Annotated in this window: 16 protein-coding genes and 1 tRNA gene; 7 read left to right on the top strand and 10 right to left on the bottom strand. The window is 33.6% G+C overall.

Annotated elements, in window-relative coordinates:
* Position 1: 1 nt before the first annotated feature.
* The 7 genes from ACQKCJ_RS07730 to ACQKCJ_RS07700 all read right to left on the bottom strand — a co-directional run bounded on the left by ACQKCJ_RS07730 (position 2) and on the right by ACQKCJ_RS07700 (position 4,664).
* A complete protein-coding gene (locus ACQKCJ_RS07730; protein ID WP_427401707.1) occupies positions 2-712 on the bottom strand; it encodes an NRDE family protein in 711 nt (236 codons plus the stop codon).
* Complete coding sequence (locus ACQKCJ_RS07725) at positions 700-1,188, bottom strand: DinB family protein (RefSeq protein WP_271334552.1); 489 nt, start codon at positions 1,186-1,188, stop codon at positions 700-702. The genes ACQKCJ_RS07730 and ACQKCJ_RS07725 overlap by 13 nt, the downstream gene beginning before the upstream one ends.
* Positions 1,189-1,190: 2 nt before the next feature.
* Positions 1,191-1,577, bottom strand: a complete 387-nt coding sequence (locus ACQKCJ_RS07720) for a DoxX family protein (protein ID WP_427401706.1) — start codon at positions 1,575-1,577, stop codon at positions 1,191-1,193.
* A gap of 7 nt (positions 1,578-1,584) precedes the next feature.
* Positions 1,585-2,037: a YHS domain-containing (seleno)protein gene (locus tag ACQKCJ_RS07715; RefSeq protein ID WP_427401705.1), complete on the bottom strand. Its 453-nt coding sequence runs from the start codon at positions 2,035-2,037 to the stop codon at positions 1,585-1,587.
* A gap of 12 nt (positions 2,038-2,049) precedes the next feature.
* Positions 2,050-2,646 (bottom strand): peroxiredoxin-like family protein, encoded by a 597-nt coding sequence (locus tag ACQKCJ_RS07710; RefSeq protein ID WP_271334549.1) that lies wholly within the window; start codon positions 2,644-2,646, stop codon positions 2,050-2,052.
* A 90-nt stretch (positions 2,647-2,736) separates the two neighbouring features.
* Positions 2,737-3,414: a Crp/Fnr family transcriptional regulator gene (locus ACQKCJ_RS07705; protein WP_271334548.1), complete on the bottom strand. Its 678-nt coding sequence runs from the start codon at positions 3,412-3,414 to the stop codon at positions 2,737-2,739.
* A 107-nt stretch (positions 3,415-3,521) separates the two neighbouring features.
* Positions 3,522-4,664: an acyl-CoA dehydrogenase gene (locus tag ACQKCJ_RS07700; protein ID WP_271334547.1), complete on the bottom strand. Its 1,143-nt coding sequence runs from the start codon at positions 4,662-4,664 to the stop codon at positions 3,522-3,524.
* 486 nt (positions 4,665-5,150) lie between these two features.
* On the opposite strand from ACQKCJ_RS07700, the gene ACQKCJ_RS07695 reads away from it, so the two are divergent.
* The 3 genes from ACQKCJ_RS07695 to ACQKCJ_RS07685 all read left to right on the top strand — a co-directional run bounded on the left by ACQKCJ_RS07695 (position 5,151) and on the right by ACQKCJ_RS07685 (position 8,306).
* On the top strand, positions 5,151-5,726 hold the full coding sequence (locus ACQKCJ_RS07695; protein ID WP_271334546.1) for a chalcone isomerase family protein: 576 nt from the start codon (positions 5,151-5,153) through the stop codon (positions 5,724-5,726).
* A gap of 144 nt (positions 5,727-5,870) precedes the next feature.
* The gene (locus ACQKCJ_RS07690) at positions 5,871-7,097 is read left to right on the top strand and encodes a Glu/Leu/Phe/Val dehydrogenase dimerization domain-containing protein (RefSeq protein ID WP_271334545.1); all 1,227 of its coding nucleotides are present in this window, start codon (positions 5,871-5,873) and stop codon (positions 7,095-7,097) included.
* 306 nt (positions 7,098-7,403) lie between these two features.
* Positions 7,404-8,306, top strand: coding sequence for an energy transducer TonB (locus ACQKCJ_RS07685; RefSeq protein WP_271334544.1), 903 nt, complete (start codon positions 7,404-7,406; stop codon positions 8,304-8,306).
* A gap of 542 nt (positions 8,307-8,848) precedes the next feature.
* On the opposite strand, the gene ACQKCJ_RS07680 is transcribed toward ACQKCJ_RS07685, so the two are convergent.
* Complete coding sequence (locus ACQKCJ_RS07680; protein WP_026983008.1) at positions 8,849-9,244, bottom strand: ExbD/TolR family protein; 396 nt, start codon at positions 9,242-9,244, stop codon at positions 8,849-8,851.
* 3 nt (positions 9,245-9,247) lie between these two features.
* Positions 9,248-9,943: a MotA/TolQ/ExbB proton channel family protein gene (locus ACQKCJ_RS07675; protein ID WP_271338722.1), complete on the bottom strand. Its 696-nt coding sequence runs from the start codon at positions 9,941-9,943 to the stop codon at positions 9,248-9,250.
* A 131-nt stretch (positions 9,944-10,074) separates the two neighbouring features.
* Here ACQKCJ_RS07675 and ACQKCJ_RS07670 point away from each other — a divergent pair, with 131 nt between their 5' ends.
* The 3 genes from ACQKCJ_RS07670 (at position 10,075) to ACQKCJ_RS07660 (ending at position 12,815) form a co-directional block, all read left to right on the top strand.
* The gene (locus ACQKCJ_RS07670; RefSeq protein WP_271338721.1) at positions 10,075-11,301 is read left to right on the top strand and encodes a bifunctional folylpolyglutamate synthase/dihydrofolate synthase; all 1,227 of its coding nucleotides are present in this window, start codon (positions 10,075-10,077) and stop codon (positions 11,299-11,301) included.
* 178 nt (positions 11,302-11,479) lie between these two features.
* A tRNA-Val gene (locus tag ACQKCJ_RS07665) sits at positions 11,480-11,557 on the top strand.
* 397 nt (positions 11,558-11,954) lie between these two features.
* Positions 11,955-12,815: a hypothetical protein gene (locus ACQKCJ_RS07660; protein ID WP_427401704.1), complete on the top strand. Its 861-nt coding sequence runs from the start codon at positions 11,955-11,957 to the stop codon at positions 12,813-12,815.
* A 198-nt stretch (positions 12,816-13,013) separates the two neighbouring features.
* Here the strand turns inward: ACQKCJ_RS07660 and ACQKCJ_RS07655 are convergent, their stop codons facing one another.
* Entirely contained in the window at positions 13,014-13,616 is a 603-nt protein-coding gene (locus ACQKCJ_RS07655) for a class I SAM-dependent methyltransferase (RefSeq protein WP_271338719.1), read from the bottom strand.
* A gap of 293 nt (positions 13,617-13,909) precedes the next feature.
* Between ACQKCJ_RS07655 and ACQKCJ_RS07650 the strand changes: the two genes are divergently transcribed.
* Complete coding sequence (locus tag ACQKCJ_RS07650) at positions 13,910-14,806, top strand: DMT family transporter (RefSeq protein WP_427401703.1); 897 nt, start codon at positions 13,910-13,912, stop codon at positions 14,804-14,806.
* Positions 14,807-14,900 lie beyond the last annotated feature (94 nt).

Here is a 14,900-nt window from a genome sequence, read left to right as displayed (position 1 = left end):
TTTAAATACTAATAAAAGAGGTCGAAAAATCTTGCGCCTTTACCAAATCATAATACTGCATTGTTCCTTTATTTTGTTCAATTATAACCTGTGTGACACTTAACGTTTTTAATGTATTTTCGCGATTAATAACCAAACCGTTTTCAGTATCTTCCTGTTTGGTGTTCTGATGAAAACTCAACATTTCTAAAGCTGAAACTTCATTTCGATCCTGCAAAAAATCAACAAACCAGGAAGCCCTTTCTTTTCGAACTTTTTCTGAATATAAAGTAACTGATGACCAAATATGGTTTTTACTTTCATCTAATTGTGTTGTTCTTTTTTCGGAACCATCCCAAATCAATTCATACAATTTTAATTTTTGATACAAAACCAATGTAAAAGGCTCAATGTTATCTAAATTAATCTGTTGCCAAAAATCTTTTGGCGAAGGATCCGAAATAATGTCTAAAGCAATTAACCCACGACTTTTTCGATAAGAAAACTGCGGATTGTGCTTTACAATTCCACCATTCAAAAGAACCAGAGCATTTCCAAACTCGTCTATCGCAAACCAGGTTCCTCCTGCTTTTGGATCTTTGGGATAGGTAATATTTTTACCGTTTAGATAATAATTTCTTGGTGCAATTGCCGCCGGACGAATTACTTTTTCATCCCGGTTTGAAGTCATAATTACAACTGCATTAGTATTGATATAACTTACTGTACACATTGTTTTCTATATTCTATTGTAGAGCGCGCTACGCCAAAATTCTCATTAATCGAAATATTGCCAAATTGCAAAACGGCCACTTTTATCAAAGCCTGATGATGAATGCAATGCTCCAGATTATACAATAATTCTCTATAGTAACTACTTTGAATCCTGATGGCAAGTCCGTCTATTATTTGTTCTAAATAAATAGTTTTGTTTTCGCTTTTTAATCCCGTTTTTACTTGAATTATGCATTGTTTTGCAAACTCGGTTTCTGTTTGAATTTGTATGTTTCTTTCTCGATTATCATAATTTAAAATACCATTTTCATAACCGTTTTCAAGACATTGAAACATTTCAAGAATATGTCTTGTGTGCTCTCCAATCGTTGCACCGCTTAAAGCTTCGCAAGATTTCGAATACTCTTTATCAGACAACTGATCCAGAAGATAAATTAATTCATCTAAACTGTAACGTATTGATTTTAGTAACATGGCTATTTGAATTTTAGAAGATTAAATAATTTATTTTTATTGAAGTAAAGCAATCCTAAGCAGCATAATAAGGTAATAACCGCCAGGGAGAATAAAAGTCCTCCGTCATTTTTGACCTGAATTCCTAACACAAACAAATGCGATAAAATAGCTCCGGTCATTATTCCGGATCCGCCCAAAGCACCGATCCAGGTTGTTCTGGGAATCAAAATTAAAATCGCTGCAATAAGCTCGGCTACTCCGGAACCAATTCTTCCGTAAGGTTCTATCCCGAGAGTCGAAAAAATATAAATACTTTCCGGTGCTCCGCTGAATTTAAAAAATAGTGTTTGTAATAAAATTGCTGCAGCTGTGATTCTTAAAACCCATGCTATTTTTTCAGTTTTCATGGCACCTTTATTTATATGTTTTTTTCCAGTTATTATCCGCTTTAGACTTCAAATTAGTTTCGTCTTTGTTCCAGCTTTTTAGCGTGTTATTGAAATAAGCATTGTAAAACAGATAAAGTTTACCGTCGATAATCTTGAAAGTCTCCGGATTTATCTCGACTTTTTCTCCTGCACTTCCCATTGCATAAGCGCACCATCCTCCGTATTGAGGTTCATATTTTGAAGGATTTTTTAAGAATGTCTCTTTATTTTGGCTTGATGAAAATTTATAAACCACGCCTTGATAAGATGTAGATAAATCTTTTTTTCCTTTAATTGCTTTTCCTTTGTTAAAATACCCAACCGGGTCATAACACTGAATTGCAACTTTATTTTCCAGATTGTATTGATCAAGTCGTTTTGCATCGTTCTGGGCAAATGAAATAGCTGAAATCAAAATCAATACAAATAATACTAGCATTTTCATCTTATTTTATTTGAAGGTTTTTAATACAGAAACAAGTAATTCGTTTGTAATACGATGCTTAAAATCAGGAGAAATATATTCGAATAAAATCTCACTTTCAGGGTTTACTACAAAAACTGAAGGAACAGGTAACAAACTCGTATTGACTCCATTAGAATGTACGTTAATTACGGATTTATAGTTTTCAGGGGCTTCAAAAGCAATACCTAAAGCTTTTATTAATTCTCCTTTTGAGTCAGAAAGCAAGGTATAGTTTACCTTATCCTTTTCTCCTGTAATTTTTAAGTTCTCGGGAGCATCAGGACTTATGCCAATAATTTGATATCCCAGATCAAGGATTTCTTTTTCGGCTTCGGCCAAAGCTTGCAAATGGGCATTACAATACGGACACCAGCCACCACGATAAAAAACAAGAACTGTCTTTTTCTTTTTAAGTAAATCTGAAATATTTACAGCTGTGTTTTCAGATGATTTTAAAGTAAGGCTTGGAATCTTCTCTCCTATCAATAAAGGAGCGATATCAGTCGCAGATTTAGCAATCGCGTTCTGAGAATTAGCAACGGAAGTTATTGCTGCTAAAACAATAAAAAGTAATTTTTTCATAATTTAATATTTTACATCTTTTTGATGATGTAAAATTATTGCACTATGAAAAAGCAAAATGTCGGCTAAGTTACACTTAGCTCAAAATAATTAAATTTTGGTAATATCCGGAATCATGATTTCTTTTCTGTTATAGCTTAAAAGATTTTTAGTTTCCATTTCATTCAACAATTGCGTAGCGGTTTGTCTTGAGGTGCAAATAATTTGAGCAATATCATTTTGGGTCAAATAGTTTTCTATGGTAACTGCATTTCCATCTCGAACACCTTCTTGCTCTGCCCAATCTTTTAGAAATTGACAGAGTCTGGTTTTGGCATCTTTAGAGATTAAGTTAGCATAACTGTTTTTGATGCGTTTCATTTTTAAACCCACAAACTTGGTATACGAAAGCGCCAAAGTTGGGTTTCTAAGCAATAAATCTTCAAAATCAGACATTAGAAAACTACAGATTGCAACATCATCTGAAAGTACTTTTGCGTACTCTTCATTTTTATTGTCAGATTCTAAAGTTAGTTCGCCAAACAAATCTCCCTTCTGGATAATATCTTTTATGGTTTCGTTTCCATCATCATCAATTGCAACAATCTTGATATTGCCTTTTTTAAGTAAAAATATACGAGGCACATCTGAAGTAGAGAAATAAATAATCTCACCTTTCGAAGCTTTTTTAAAACCTGTAATAATGCACAATTGTTTGATCTGAGAATAACTCAAAGTTCTGAACAATTTATGATCCCGCAAGTACCAGTATTTTAAATCTTCGTACATAAAGTAAATTTTCTATATGTAAATGTAGCAATTTTAGCCTCTAAACAATAAACCCTTTCAAAGCTAAAGGCCTGAAAGGGTTTAAAAAATATATTTTGTAAGGAAATTTATCCTGCAATAACTGATCTGGAAATTACTATTTTCTGAATTTCAGAAGTTCCTTCGTAGATCTGAGTAATTTTTGCATCACGCATAAAACGTTCTACATGATATTCTTTTACATAACCATTTCCTCCATGAATCTGAACCGCTTCAATAGAGGTGTCCATTGCTACTTGTGAAGCAAACAATTTTGCCATTGCACCACTTACATCATAGTTTTTATGTTGGTCTTTATCCCAGGCCGCTTTCATACACAAATGACGCGCTGCTTCGATATTTACTGCCATATCAGCCAATTTAAAAGCAATCGCCTGATGGTTACAGATTTCAGTTCCAAAAGATTTACGCTCTTTTGAATATTTTAAAGCTAACTCATAAGCTCCGGAAGCAATTCCTAAAGCCTGAGATGCAATCCCGATACGTCCGCCTGCAAGTGTTTTCATTGCAAACTTGAATCCGAAACCATCTTCTCCAATTCTGTTTTCTTTAGGAACCTTTACATCACTAAACATTAAAGAGTGCGTATCAGAACCACGAATTCCCATTTTTTGCTCTTTTGGTCCAATAGCAAAACCCGGCATATCTTTGGTCATGATCAAAGCATTGATTCCTTTATGCTTTAATTCCGGATGCGTTTGAGCAATCACCAAATAAACTGACGCTGTATTTCCGTTGGTAATCCAGTTTTTTGTTCCGTTTACAATATAGTGATCTCCCATGTCTACCGCAGTAGTTTTTTGAGAAGTTGCATCACTACCTGCTTCCGGCTCACTTAAGCAAAATGCTCCGTGAATTTCACCGGAGGCTAAACCCGGTAAATATTTTTGTTTTTGTTCTTCAGTTCCAAATTCCTGTAAACCCCAACAAACTAATGAGTTGTTTACAGACATCACTACAGAAGCAGATGCATCTACTTTAGAAATTTCTTCCATAGCAATTACGTACGAAATCGCATCTAAACCACTACCTCCGTATTTAGGATCAACCATCATTCCCATGAAACCTAATTGTCCCATTTTTTTTACTTGCTCAGTCGGAAAAATTTGTTTTTCGTCACGTTCAATAACACCTGGTAACAATTCGTTTTGAGCAAAATCTCTCGCGGCTTGTTGAATCATTAAATGTTCTTCGGTAAGATTGAAATCCATAGTTATATTATTTAATTATTCCTCTAAACCAAATTTCAGAATATTCCTGTTTAGACGATGGTTGTTTTTGTTTTTTGAATTGTTTTTATTTCCTTGAAAAAGGCTCTCAAAGATAATTTTTAAATGTGAAATTAACAATGCATGCATATAATTTTAAGGGATCAGCAACAATTGCGATATCGTTTTCGTAATTATTATGAAATTTAGCAATAGTGACGATAAGTTTGCAATGTTTTCTGTAAAATTTAAGAATATAAATACAGGTAAAAGTGACTCAAAACTTAAAGTACAGCAGGTCTGTAGCCTAAAAAGAAGTAAATAAATCGCAAAACAGGTAAAACTACGTAAACCAACTCTTACTAAATTGATTGTTAATACAATACGTTCTAAAAAAACAAGGCACAGAGTAAAAAAACATGTTTAATTTGAAAGATAAATTGATAATTTACTATTATTTTTACCTAAAAATTACAAAATTAACAGAACATGAAAAAAATTACACTTTTACTCACTCTACTTTTAAGCTTGCAATTTTCTACTACTTTTGCCCAAACCCAATTGGATGTAAACGGAGTTACAGTTCCAAGAAAAATTGAATTTCAAAACAAAACTTTACAGCTTAACGGAGCCGGAGGAAGATCTAAAATGTGGCTTGAAGTTTATGTGCAGGCATTATATTTATCTCAATTAAGTCAGGATCCGGAATTTATTATTGATAGCGATACCGAAATGGCGATTAGAATTGAAATCACATCATCGATGGTTTCATCAAATAAATTAACCAAAGCAATGAATAGTGGTTTCGAAAAATCAGCAGGAAGCAATCTCCAGGAATTAAGACCCAGAATAGAAGAGTTTAAAACATTTTTGAGCGATCCTATTACAGAAAAAGATGTGTTTATTTTAGGATACAATCCACTTGATCAAACTATCAATGTTTATAAAAATGAAGTTTTAAAAGGAAAAATTCCCGGATTTGATTTCAAAAAAGCATTATTCGGAATCTGGCTTTCCAACAAACCGGTAGATGAAACTTTGAAAAAACATTTACTGGGGATATAAATTCTCAGTCTTAAAAAATATATTTAAAGCCGAAAACGCACTGTTTTCGGCTTTCTTTTTTTGTTTAATAAAAATTGAGCTGAAATACATTATTCGCATTATTCTATTTCATACTTTTACACAAACTAAACATATCTCATTAAAATGAAAGATTTATTACAGCAATTTGAAAATAAACCACCTGAAATTGTTTTTAACTGGAAAGATTCTGAGACAGAAGCTGAAGGTTGGACTGTTATTAATTCACTTCGTGGAGGAGCTGCAGGTGGAGGAACAAGAATGAGAAAAGGCTTGGATATGAATGAAGTTTTATCATTGGCCAAAACTATGGAAGTAAAATTTTCAGTTTCGGGACCTGCAATTGGAGGTGCAAAATCCGGAATTAATTTTGATCCGAATGATCCTCGTAAAAAAGGAGTTTTACAACGTTGGTACAAAGCGGTTTCGCCATTATTAAAAAGTTACTACGGAACTGGTGGGGATTTGAATGTTGATGAAATTCACGAAGTTATTCCAATGACAGAAGAATGTGGTGTATGGCATCCGCAGGAAGGTGTTTTCAACGGACACTTTAAACCAACTGAAGCAGACAAAATCAATAGAATTGGTCAGTTACGCCAAGGTGTTATCAAGGTAATCGAAAACCCTAAATTCTCTCCTGATGTAACCAGAAAATATACTGTTGCCGATATGATTACCGGTTATGGCGTTGCCGAAGCGGTTCGTCATTTTTATGCAACATACGGCGGTGACATCAAAGGTAAAAAAGCTATCGTACAAGGTTTTGGAAACGTAGGTTCTGCAGCTGCTTTTTACTTAGCCGAAATGGGTGCAAAAGTGATCGGGATTATCGATCGTGATGGTGGATTAATCAAGGAAGAAGGTTTTTCTTTTGAAGAAATTAAAACTTTATTCCTTAATAAGGACGGAAACAAATTAGTTGCCGATAACATGATTCCTTTTGAAGAAATCAACTCAAAAATATGGACTATTGGTGCTGAAATTTTCACACCTTGTGCGGCTTCAAGATTGGTACAACAAACTCAAATCGATAGTTTAATCGCAAACGGACTAGAAGTAATTTCTTGTGGTGCGAATGTTCCTTTTGCTGACAAGGAAATTTTCTTTGGTTCGATCATGGAAGAAGTAGATCATAAGGTAAGTTTGATTCCGGATTTTATTTCAAATTGCGGAATGGCAAGGGTTTTTGCTTATTTTATGGAGAAAAAAGTTCAAATGACCGATGAGGCTATTTTTAATGATACGTCAGAAACTATAAAAAATGCGATTGTAAAAGCTCACGCTTTAAATCCATCAAAAACAAATATCAGTGCAACAGCTTTTGAGATTGCATTGAAACAATTAGTATAATTTTCTTTATACTTTTATTCTAAAACGAGCTAAATTATTTGGCTCGTTTTTTTGTTTAACCGCAAAGGAAGCAAGGGTTTACGCAAGGTTCGCAAAGCTTTTTTTTAATCACGAAAAGCCGTGAAGTCGCAAAGAAAAACTTAAAAAAGGAAAACTTTACGACTTCGCGGCTTTGCGACAAATAAATTAGCGCCCCTTGCGTAAACTCTTTGCGGGCTTTGCGGTTAAATTACCTCTTTGTTTCTAAACAATTTTTACTACTTTTAAACGTTTTTATTAAATACTATTACAAAACTCAGAATCAAAATGACTTTTACAGATTCTTCAGATAAAAAGAAATCTTTATTAATATCTACAGCAATATATGCTGTCTTATTATTGCTTTTATTTTTTATCCGTTTTTGGCCTCCATATAATCCGGAAAACAATGCTGCACTTGCTTCTGGCGGTGGCGGTGGTGGCGTAACGGTAAACTTTGGAGACAGCGATTTAGGCTCTGGAGCAAACTATAAAAGCGAAGTTTTGAATGTGAAAAACGAAACTAAACAAGCTCCTGCAAAATCGACTCCGGACGAAGCTATTATAACTCAGGAAAATACAGCAGACGATAATAACGATGTTGTTATTCCGACGAAAGAAAAACCTAAAAAAGCAACACCTGTCGTAAAACCTGAGGCTAAACCTGTTCCTGAAAAGCCTAAAGTTTCGAACTCTACAAACGATGCTTTATCAAGCATCTTAAAAGGATCTAACAAAGGCGGTGATGGAGATGATAAGGCAGCAGGAAATAAAGGAAAAGCAGGCGGAAGTCTAAGCTCGAACGGATATTATGGCACCGGAGGTTCCGGTGGCGGAACTGGTGGCGGAAACGGAACCGGAAATGGCATTGGCACAGGAAGCGGATACGGAGCCGGAAGCGGCGGAGGTTCTGGCGGCGGATCAGGATACTCTCTAGGAACACGAAAAGCATTATCTAAACCTGCACCAAAATATACTTGTGAAGAAGCCGGAAAAGTAGTTGTTGAAGTTACAGTAGATCAAAACGGAAAAACAATCAGCGCAACCCCTGGAATAAAAGGAACGACAAACACTGCAAGATGTTTGCTGGATCAGGCAAAAATTGCGGCCATGAATACCAAATGGGACGCTGATGCTGATGCACCTGCTAAACAAGTTGGTAAGATTATTTATAATTTTAGCCTGGATTAAAAACACAAATTTACTGATTCACACTAATTGTGATAATCATAAAAAAAGGCTTTCTGATGATTTTCAGAAAGCCTTTTTTTTTATGTTTTATTCGTGTAGTTTGTCATTTAAACCGCAGGGAGAAATCGCACTCATCGACAAAGATTGACCTTTTCTTTGCGGAGTTTCTTGTGTGATTTCTCCCTCCGGTCGAAATGACATACTCTATGGCTACTTTTTCTTTAATCCCTTCTCTTTACTCTTTCTTCTATACTCTTTATTCTATACTCTTTCCTCTATACTCTTTCCTCTATACTCTTTCTTCTATACTCTTTCCTCTATACTCTTTCCTCTATACTCTTTATTCTATACTCTTTATTCTATACTCTTTATTCTATACTCTTTATTCTATACTCTTTATTCTATACTCTTTCTTTTTGCGTGAGGGATAGGAGGAATCCGCCGCGGCGGACCGGATAGCCCGACCGCAATAAAAAAATGAGCGAATCAACGTTATGCTGATTAGCCCATTTTTTTATTGTGGTCACGCCCTAATGATCATTTTACTTGGGACTGGTAGCAATCACAAACTTTAAGTTATTCTTCACTCCTATTTGTAGTACATCAACTAAATCCTGTACCTGCAAATTAAACGGAATTCTAACTACAACGGTTTGCTCTTTGTCTGCTCCTATTTTTGACATTAAACTAGTTTCAAGATTTTCGAAGTCAACTGGTTCTTTGTCGATGTAGAATTTTTTATCTTCGGTAACGGACAAACTGATCAGTTGTTTATTCGTTTTTTCATTTGATTTCGCTTTAGGCAAAGTCATTTTGATAACATTAGGGTTTGCAAGCGTTGAGATAATAAGAAAAAACAACAGCAGGAAAAACATAATATCACTCAAGGATGAAGTTGCCACTTCGGCATGAAATCTTCTTTTTCTCTTAATAGACATACCTTATGATCTTTGAATTATATTGACAAATTCTAATATTTGTTTCTGAATTTTTAAAGCAAAATCATCAATTTTTCCGTTTAGTAAATGGTACGCACTATAAGCGATAATACCTACAATAAGCCCTGATCCTGAACTAATCATTTTTTCGTATAAGCCTCCGGAAATGTTTCCAATACTAATATTCTCTGTAACTGAGATACTGTAAAAAATCTTAATTACCCCGGAAATTGTCCCAATAAAACCCAGAGTTGGCGCAATACCGGCAATAAGACCTAAGTGACCTAAGCGTCGTTCCATTTCACCAATTTCAATATCGGCAGCACGGTCCATATTTGATTCAATCTCAGCAATTGGTCTTCCGATCACTAAAACACCTTCTTTCAGAATATTTGCGGCAGCAGTATTGCTTCTTTCTACAATAGTTCTGGCCAATTCGATATTTCCGTCGTTCAGTTTATCTCCTACATCCTGCATTAATCTTGCATCAATTTTCGAAGCTTTACTAATATATAGATAACGTTCTATAATAACGTAAAAAGTGTAGAATAATAATATAGCGATGGGGATCAGAAAAAAACCTCCTTTTAAGATAAATCCTAAAACCGAGATCTCAGTATTTGGTGCGATTTTTTCGATAACTACGTTAGATGCGGCATTTGCAATTGTATCTGTTTGTAATTGAATAAAACTAAACATATATTAATTCTTGTTTTTAATAATTAATTCTAAAAAATATTTGAAATTTGCAATAAAGATAATTTTCGCTGTAATATAAAACTAAAAAAATCGAAAATTATTTCAATCAACAACTATTTTATATAAAATACATGAACTATCAGGAAACTACCAATTGGATGTTCAATCAACTCCCGATGTATCAACTTCAAGGCGCCTCGGCATATAAAGAAGATTTGACCAATATTAAACTATTGGCAGCACATCTTGATAATCCGCAAAACCAGTTAAAATGCATTCATGTTGCGGGAACTAATGGCAAAGGATCAACTTCGCATATGTTGGCTTCGGTTTTGCAAGAGGCGGGATATAAAGTGGGGTTGTATACTTCGCCCCACTTAAAGGATTTCAGGGAAAGAATTAAAATCAATGGCCAAGAAATTTCAGAAGATTTTGTGTGTGAATTTGTCGCCAAACACAAAGACTTTTTTGAGGCCAATGACATGAGTTTTTTCGAAATGTCTGTAGGTCTTGCGTTTGATTATTTTGCAGCTGAAAAAGTAGATATTGCCATTATAGAAGTTGGTCTTGGCGGAAGATTAGATGCTACAAATATTATTACACCTTTGGTTGCTGTTATTACCAACATCGATTTAGATCATACTCAGTTTTTAGGTAATACTCCCGCACTTATTGCAGGCGAAAAAGCAGGTATTATAAAACCTAATGTTCCTGTTGTAATTGGTGAATATACGGATGAAACTCAGCCTGTATTTTTAGCCAAAGCTCAAGAAAACAATGCGCCTGTTTATTTTGCATCGGATTTGATTTCAGAAGTTTTTCCTTCTGATTTGATTGGGGATTATCAATTTCATAATAAAAAAACGGTTCAGCAAACTATCGCAGTTTTGAATTCTCAAAATGAATTTAAGGTTTCAGTCGAAAGTCTAAAATCTGGTTTATTGAATGTTGTAAAAAATACCGGCTTACAAGGAAGATGGCAGCAATTGGGCGAAAACCCAAAAATTATTTGTGATACGGCACATAATAAACACGGATTAGCGGTTGTAATGAACCAGATTCAGAAAGAAACTTTTGATACTCTACATATTGTTCTGGGAGTTGTCAATGACAAAGACCTGGATTCTATCTTGCCGCTTTTTCCTAAAAAAGCACAATACTATTTTTGCAGACCTGATTCGTCAAGAGGTTTAGATACTGAAATTCTAAAAGAAGCGGCTAAAAAATATGGTTTATTAGGTGAGAAATACAATTCTGTGTCAGAAGCTTTCGATGCTGCCAGACAAAATGCAACTCAAAACGATTTTATTTATGTTGGCGGAAGCACTTTTGTCGTTGCCGAATTGCCTTTGAACTAATAGAACTTGAAATTATTCTAAAAAGGACAAAAAAAATTCCTTTATAATAAATTCAATTACAACGAGATAGAAAAAACTTTAAAAAAACTTTAAATTTTTAGCTTGTTTTCTTTGCAGAACTGAAAAAGTGGCTTATATTTGCACTCGCAATCACAAACGATAGCAACCTAGTAAAATAGGGCGATTAGCTCAGCTGGTTCAGAGCACCTCGTTTACACCGAGGGGGTCGGGGGTTCGAACCCCTCATCGCCCACCAAGAAACTTCTTAAGAAATTAAGGAGTTTTTTTATGTCTTTATTTTTTTCTAAAATTATCGGACCAGGTGCAAAAGTTGAAATTTAGAAAATCTGAATAAGAAGAAATCTATATTTATTCGCTACTCTAAATTCACTACTAAAAACTTCTATTTTACTGGAATTATAAATTCATTCTTCTTTTGCTTGAAAAAATAATATTCTACATACATAAAAACGTACTTACCATATTGATATTTTTATGTAGTATTGTAAAAAACTTACCTGACCATTTTTAGCGGGTATCTTTAAGTTAACTGCAAACAATCCTAAAAAGAAATTATATTTTATAATTGATGAATATTAACAACTAAATATTATTATTTTTTAAGTGCTCTGGGTGTTTTTAATAGTGTTGTTTTGAGTTCTTATTTTTTATCATTCAAACGCAACAAAACTAAATCTGATTTATTTCTTGGACTTTTATTATTGTCATTAAGTATAAGAATAGGAAAATCAGTATTCTACAATTTTAATCCGCTGTTGTCAAAAACGTATTTACAAATAGGCTTGTCTGCTTGTTTTTTAATTGGTCCTTTACTATATTTTTATGTTAGATCAATACTGCAAAATCTTAATTACTCTTTTGCAAAATACAGTCTTACTTTATTAATTACAACTATAATCGTTTTTGGTTTTCTTTTTCCACATAAAGAGCACCCTGCAATATGGAGAGGAATAATTTATTACTTTATAAATATTCAATGGTTCTTTTTTATTGTATTATCCATCTATGAGGCCAAACAAATTTTTAAGAAACTAGCCACTAATCGCAACCAAATTAGCTATCATGAAACTTGGATACTCTCAGTTATTTTCGGCGTTTTTGCAATATGGCTTTCGTATTCTTTAGCTAAATATACTTCATATATTTCAGGCGCTTTGACTTTTTCCTTCAGTTTTTACATTTCCTTGCTTCTTATTTATTATGCAAAAAACAAATCATCAATTTCAGTGATTAACAAAGAAAAATACGTAAACAAGATAGATGAAAAGTTAGTAAAGGAAATTCAGGAACAAATCAATATACTTTTTGAAACTAGAAAAATTTACACTAATCCTGACCTCACTTTATCAATTTTTGCAAAAGAATTAAATATTCGCCCTCAATTACTATCTCAGTTTATTAATGACAATTTGAATAAAAACTTTACTCAATTCATCAACGAATACCGAATTGACGAAACATTCCTCCTAGCTCGCAATTATTTTGGTCAATAATTACAATTCTGCCTAAACTACATCTTTCACCTTTATGTTCCGAAATAGCAATAATTTCCTTTTCAAAATTAGAATGAACAAAATCAATTTGAGAATATTTAGAATTTATCCATTCCAGCTCCTCTTTCTTCGCTCTTCTGATTACAATACTTTCCATTTCATCTAATTTTTCTGCAATATAAACATATTTTCCTACAATTATATCTTTTTACATTTAATCATAAAAAACGGAAAACTCTCATCAAGCTCCATAATCTCAAACAATCCAAATTTACCAAATTCTTCGCGAACTGATTCTTTATCATAAAAAAACATTTTTACACCATCGAATATTTCGTATCGATCTTTGCTAATAAATTTACCTTTGCCATAAGTCTGAGCTTCTTTGGTAATAACTGTAAAAACCATAAAACCATCTTCCGATAATTGATTATAGCAATCCTGAATCAGTTTTTTTCTTTCATCACTATTCAATAAATGTATTAAAGCATAACAAAATATGCCATCATATTGATCATTATCAAATGGCATATCCGTTACAGAACCGTGGAAAATTTTCAAATCAGCTCCGTAATGCTTCCTTGCAAGTTCAATAGCTGTTCTTGATATTTCGATTCCCGTTACCGTTATTCCATTTTCCCTAAAAACTTGTGCATTTCTGCCATAGCCAATTCCAGGAATCAAAACATTCTTAACTGAATTTTCAACAAACAAATTCTTCGCCAATATCGCTGATTTTGCCGGATCAAGCCCCCACATTTCTTGTTTCTCTACAAAATTATCTTCCCAGAATTCTGCCATGTTATTTTTTATTTATTTCTGCGCGTTGTTCATACAACTTGTGTCAAAGTTAGCAATTATTCAAATTATCGCAACAATATTGCATTAATAATTATCGCAGAGAAAAAATCGCTGCCAAACGTTAAGTACTAATCAAATTTTCATAAATTTGAAAAAACAAAAACAATGAATAGAAAAGGTTGTCTTCCTCCGCCAAGAGTTTAATTTCTTTCTAAAATTAGATGAAGTTGCAAGTTGATATTACATCAACTGTTTTTTGCGTACTTCATATTTAACTAGTAATTAATTAAATCTTGTCCGATATCGGACAGACCATTTTCATGAATAAATCCTATCTAAAGTTACACTTAGCTGTATTACTTTCGGGTTTTACCGGCATTTTCGGTAAGCTCATTTCTCTTAATGAAGGACTTTTAGTCTGGTACAGAACCTTTTTTTCTGCAATAATTTTATTTTTCCTTATAAAACTGACGAGAACATTAGCTCAAATCAACATACGCGAAAAACTAAATATTGTCAAAATTGGTGTTTTTATAGCCATACATTGGGTCTTTTTTTATGCCAGTATCAAATATTCCAACATTTCTATTGGTGTCGTTTGTTATTGCTTAACCAGTTTTTTTACAGCAATTTTTGAACCGCTGCTCAATAAAAACAAACTTGTTTTTTCTCAATTGATCTTTAGTATAATAACACTGTTTGGGATAAGTCTTATCTTTCATTTTGACAGTTCTTATCAAACAGGAATTTTGCTGGGATGCATCTCTTCGGCATTTGCTGCACTTTATACGATCTTTAACGAAAGATTGGTAAAAACTTATGATAGCAAAATCATCAATTATTACCAAATGATTGGCGGCACGATCTGCCTGGGAATCTTAATGCCATTATACCTCATTTACTTTCCTGCTAAAAGTTTAATTCCAAGCGGAAGTGACTTCTTTTATCTGATATTACTTTCTTTATTTTGTACCGTGGGGCTTTATGTTTTATTTGCAGAAGCATTAAAAAAGATACCTGCTTTTACAACCAACCTTACTTTTAATCTGGAACCAATTTATGCTATTATTTTAGCTTTTCTATTTTTTAATGAAGGAAAAGAAATGAGTACCTCATTTTATCTTGGATTGTTTTTTGTAATGATTTCAGTCATTCTGCAAACAATTATTTCATTGAGAAAGAAGAAATAAATCGGATAGGAGCCTAGGGATTAATTCCCTAGGCGACCTTCCACACCACCCGGCATACGGATCCGTACCAAGGCGGTTCTTAATTTACGATACA

Source organism: Flavobacterium sp. NPDC079362 (genome assembly GCF_050267765.1).
In the GTDB taxonomy this organism is placed as follows: domain Bacteria; phylum Bacteroidota; class Bacteroidia; order Flavobacteriales; family Flavobacteriaceae; genus Flavobacterium; species Flavobacterium azizsancarii.
Note: the sequence above shows the minus strand (reverse complement) of the source record. Positions and strands in the feature narration are given on the sequence as shown.

What these genes read in the sequence shown, in the direction of transcription:
- ACQKCJ_RS07730 (WP_427401707.1), bottom strand. Translation starts at nt 712, where the DNA reads ATGTGTACAGTAAGTTATATCAATACTAATGCAGTTGTAATTATGACT.
- ACQKCJ_RS07725 (WP_271334552.1), bottom strand. Translation starts at nt 1,188, where the DNA reads ATGTTACTAAAATCAATACGTTACAGTTTAGATGAATTAATTTATCTT.
- ACQKCJ_RS07720 (WP_427401706.1), bottom strand. Translation starts at nt 1,577, where the DNA reads ATGAAAACTGAAAAAATAGCATGGGTTTTAAGAATCACAGCTGCAGCA.
- ACQKCJ_RS07715 (WP_427401705.1), bottom strand. Translation starts at nt 2,037, where the DNA reads ATGCTAGTATTATTTGTATTGATTTTGATTTCAGCTATTTCATTTGCC.
- ACQKCJ_RS07710 (WP_271334549.1), bottom strand. Translation starts at nt 2,646, where the DNA reads ATGAAAAAATTACTTTTTATTGTTTTAGCAGCAATAACTTCCGTTGCT.
- ACQKCJ_RS07705 (WP_271334548.1), bottom strand. Translation starts at nt 3,414, where the DNA reads ATGTACGAAGATTTAAAATACTGGTACTTGCGGGATCATAAATTGTTC.
- ACQKCJ_RS07700 (WP_271334547.1), bottom strand. Translation starts at nt 4,664, where the DNA reads ATGGATTTCAATCTTACCGAAGAACATTTAATGATTCAACAAGCCGCG.
- ACQKCJ_RS07695 (WP_271334546.1), top strand. Translation starts at nt 5,151, where the DNA reads ATGAAAAAAATTACACTTTTACTCACTCTACTTTTAAGCTTGCAATTT.
- ACQKCJ_RS07690 (WP_271334545.1), top strand. Translation starts at nt 5,871, where the DNA reads ATGAAAGATTTATTACAGCAATTTGAAAATAAACCACCTGAAATTGTT.
- ACQKCJ_RS07685 (WP_271334544.1), top strand. Translation starts at nt 7,404, where the DNA reads ATGACTTTTACAGATTCTTCAGATAAAAAGAAATCTTTATTAATATCT.
- ACQKCJ_RS07680 (WP_026983008.1), bottom strand. Translation starts at nt 9,244, where the DNA reads ATGTCTATTAAGAGAAAAAGAAGATTTCATGCCGAAGTGGCAACTTCA.
- ACQKCJ_RS07675 (WP_271338722.1), bottom strand. Translation starts at nt 9,943, where the DNA reads ATGTTTAGTTTTATTCAATTACAAACAGATACAATTGCAAATGCCGCA.
- ACQKCJ_RS07670 (WP_271338721.1), top strand. Translation starts at nt 10,075, where the DNA reads ATGAACTATCAGGAAACTACCAATTGGATGTTCAATCAACTCCCGATG.
- ACQKCJ_RS07655 (WP_271338719.1), bottom strand. Translation starts at nt 13,616, where the DNA reads ATGGCAGAATTCTGGGAAGATAATTTTGTAGAGAAACAAGAAATGTGG.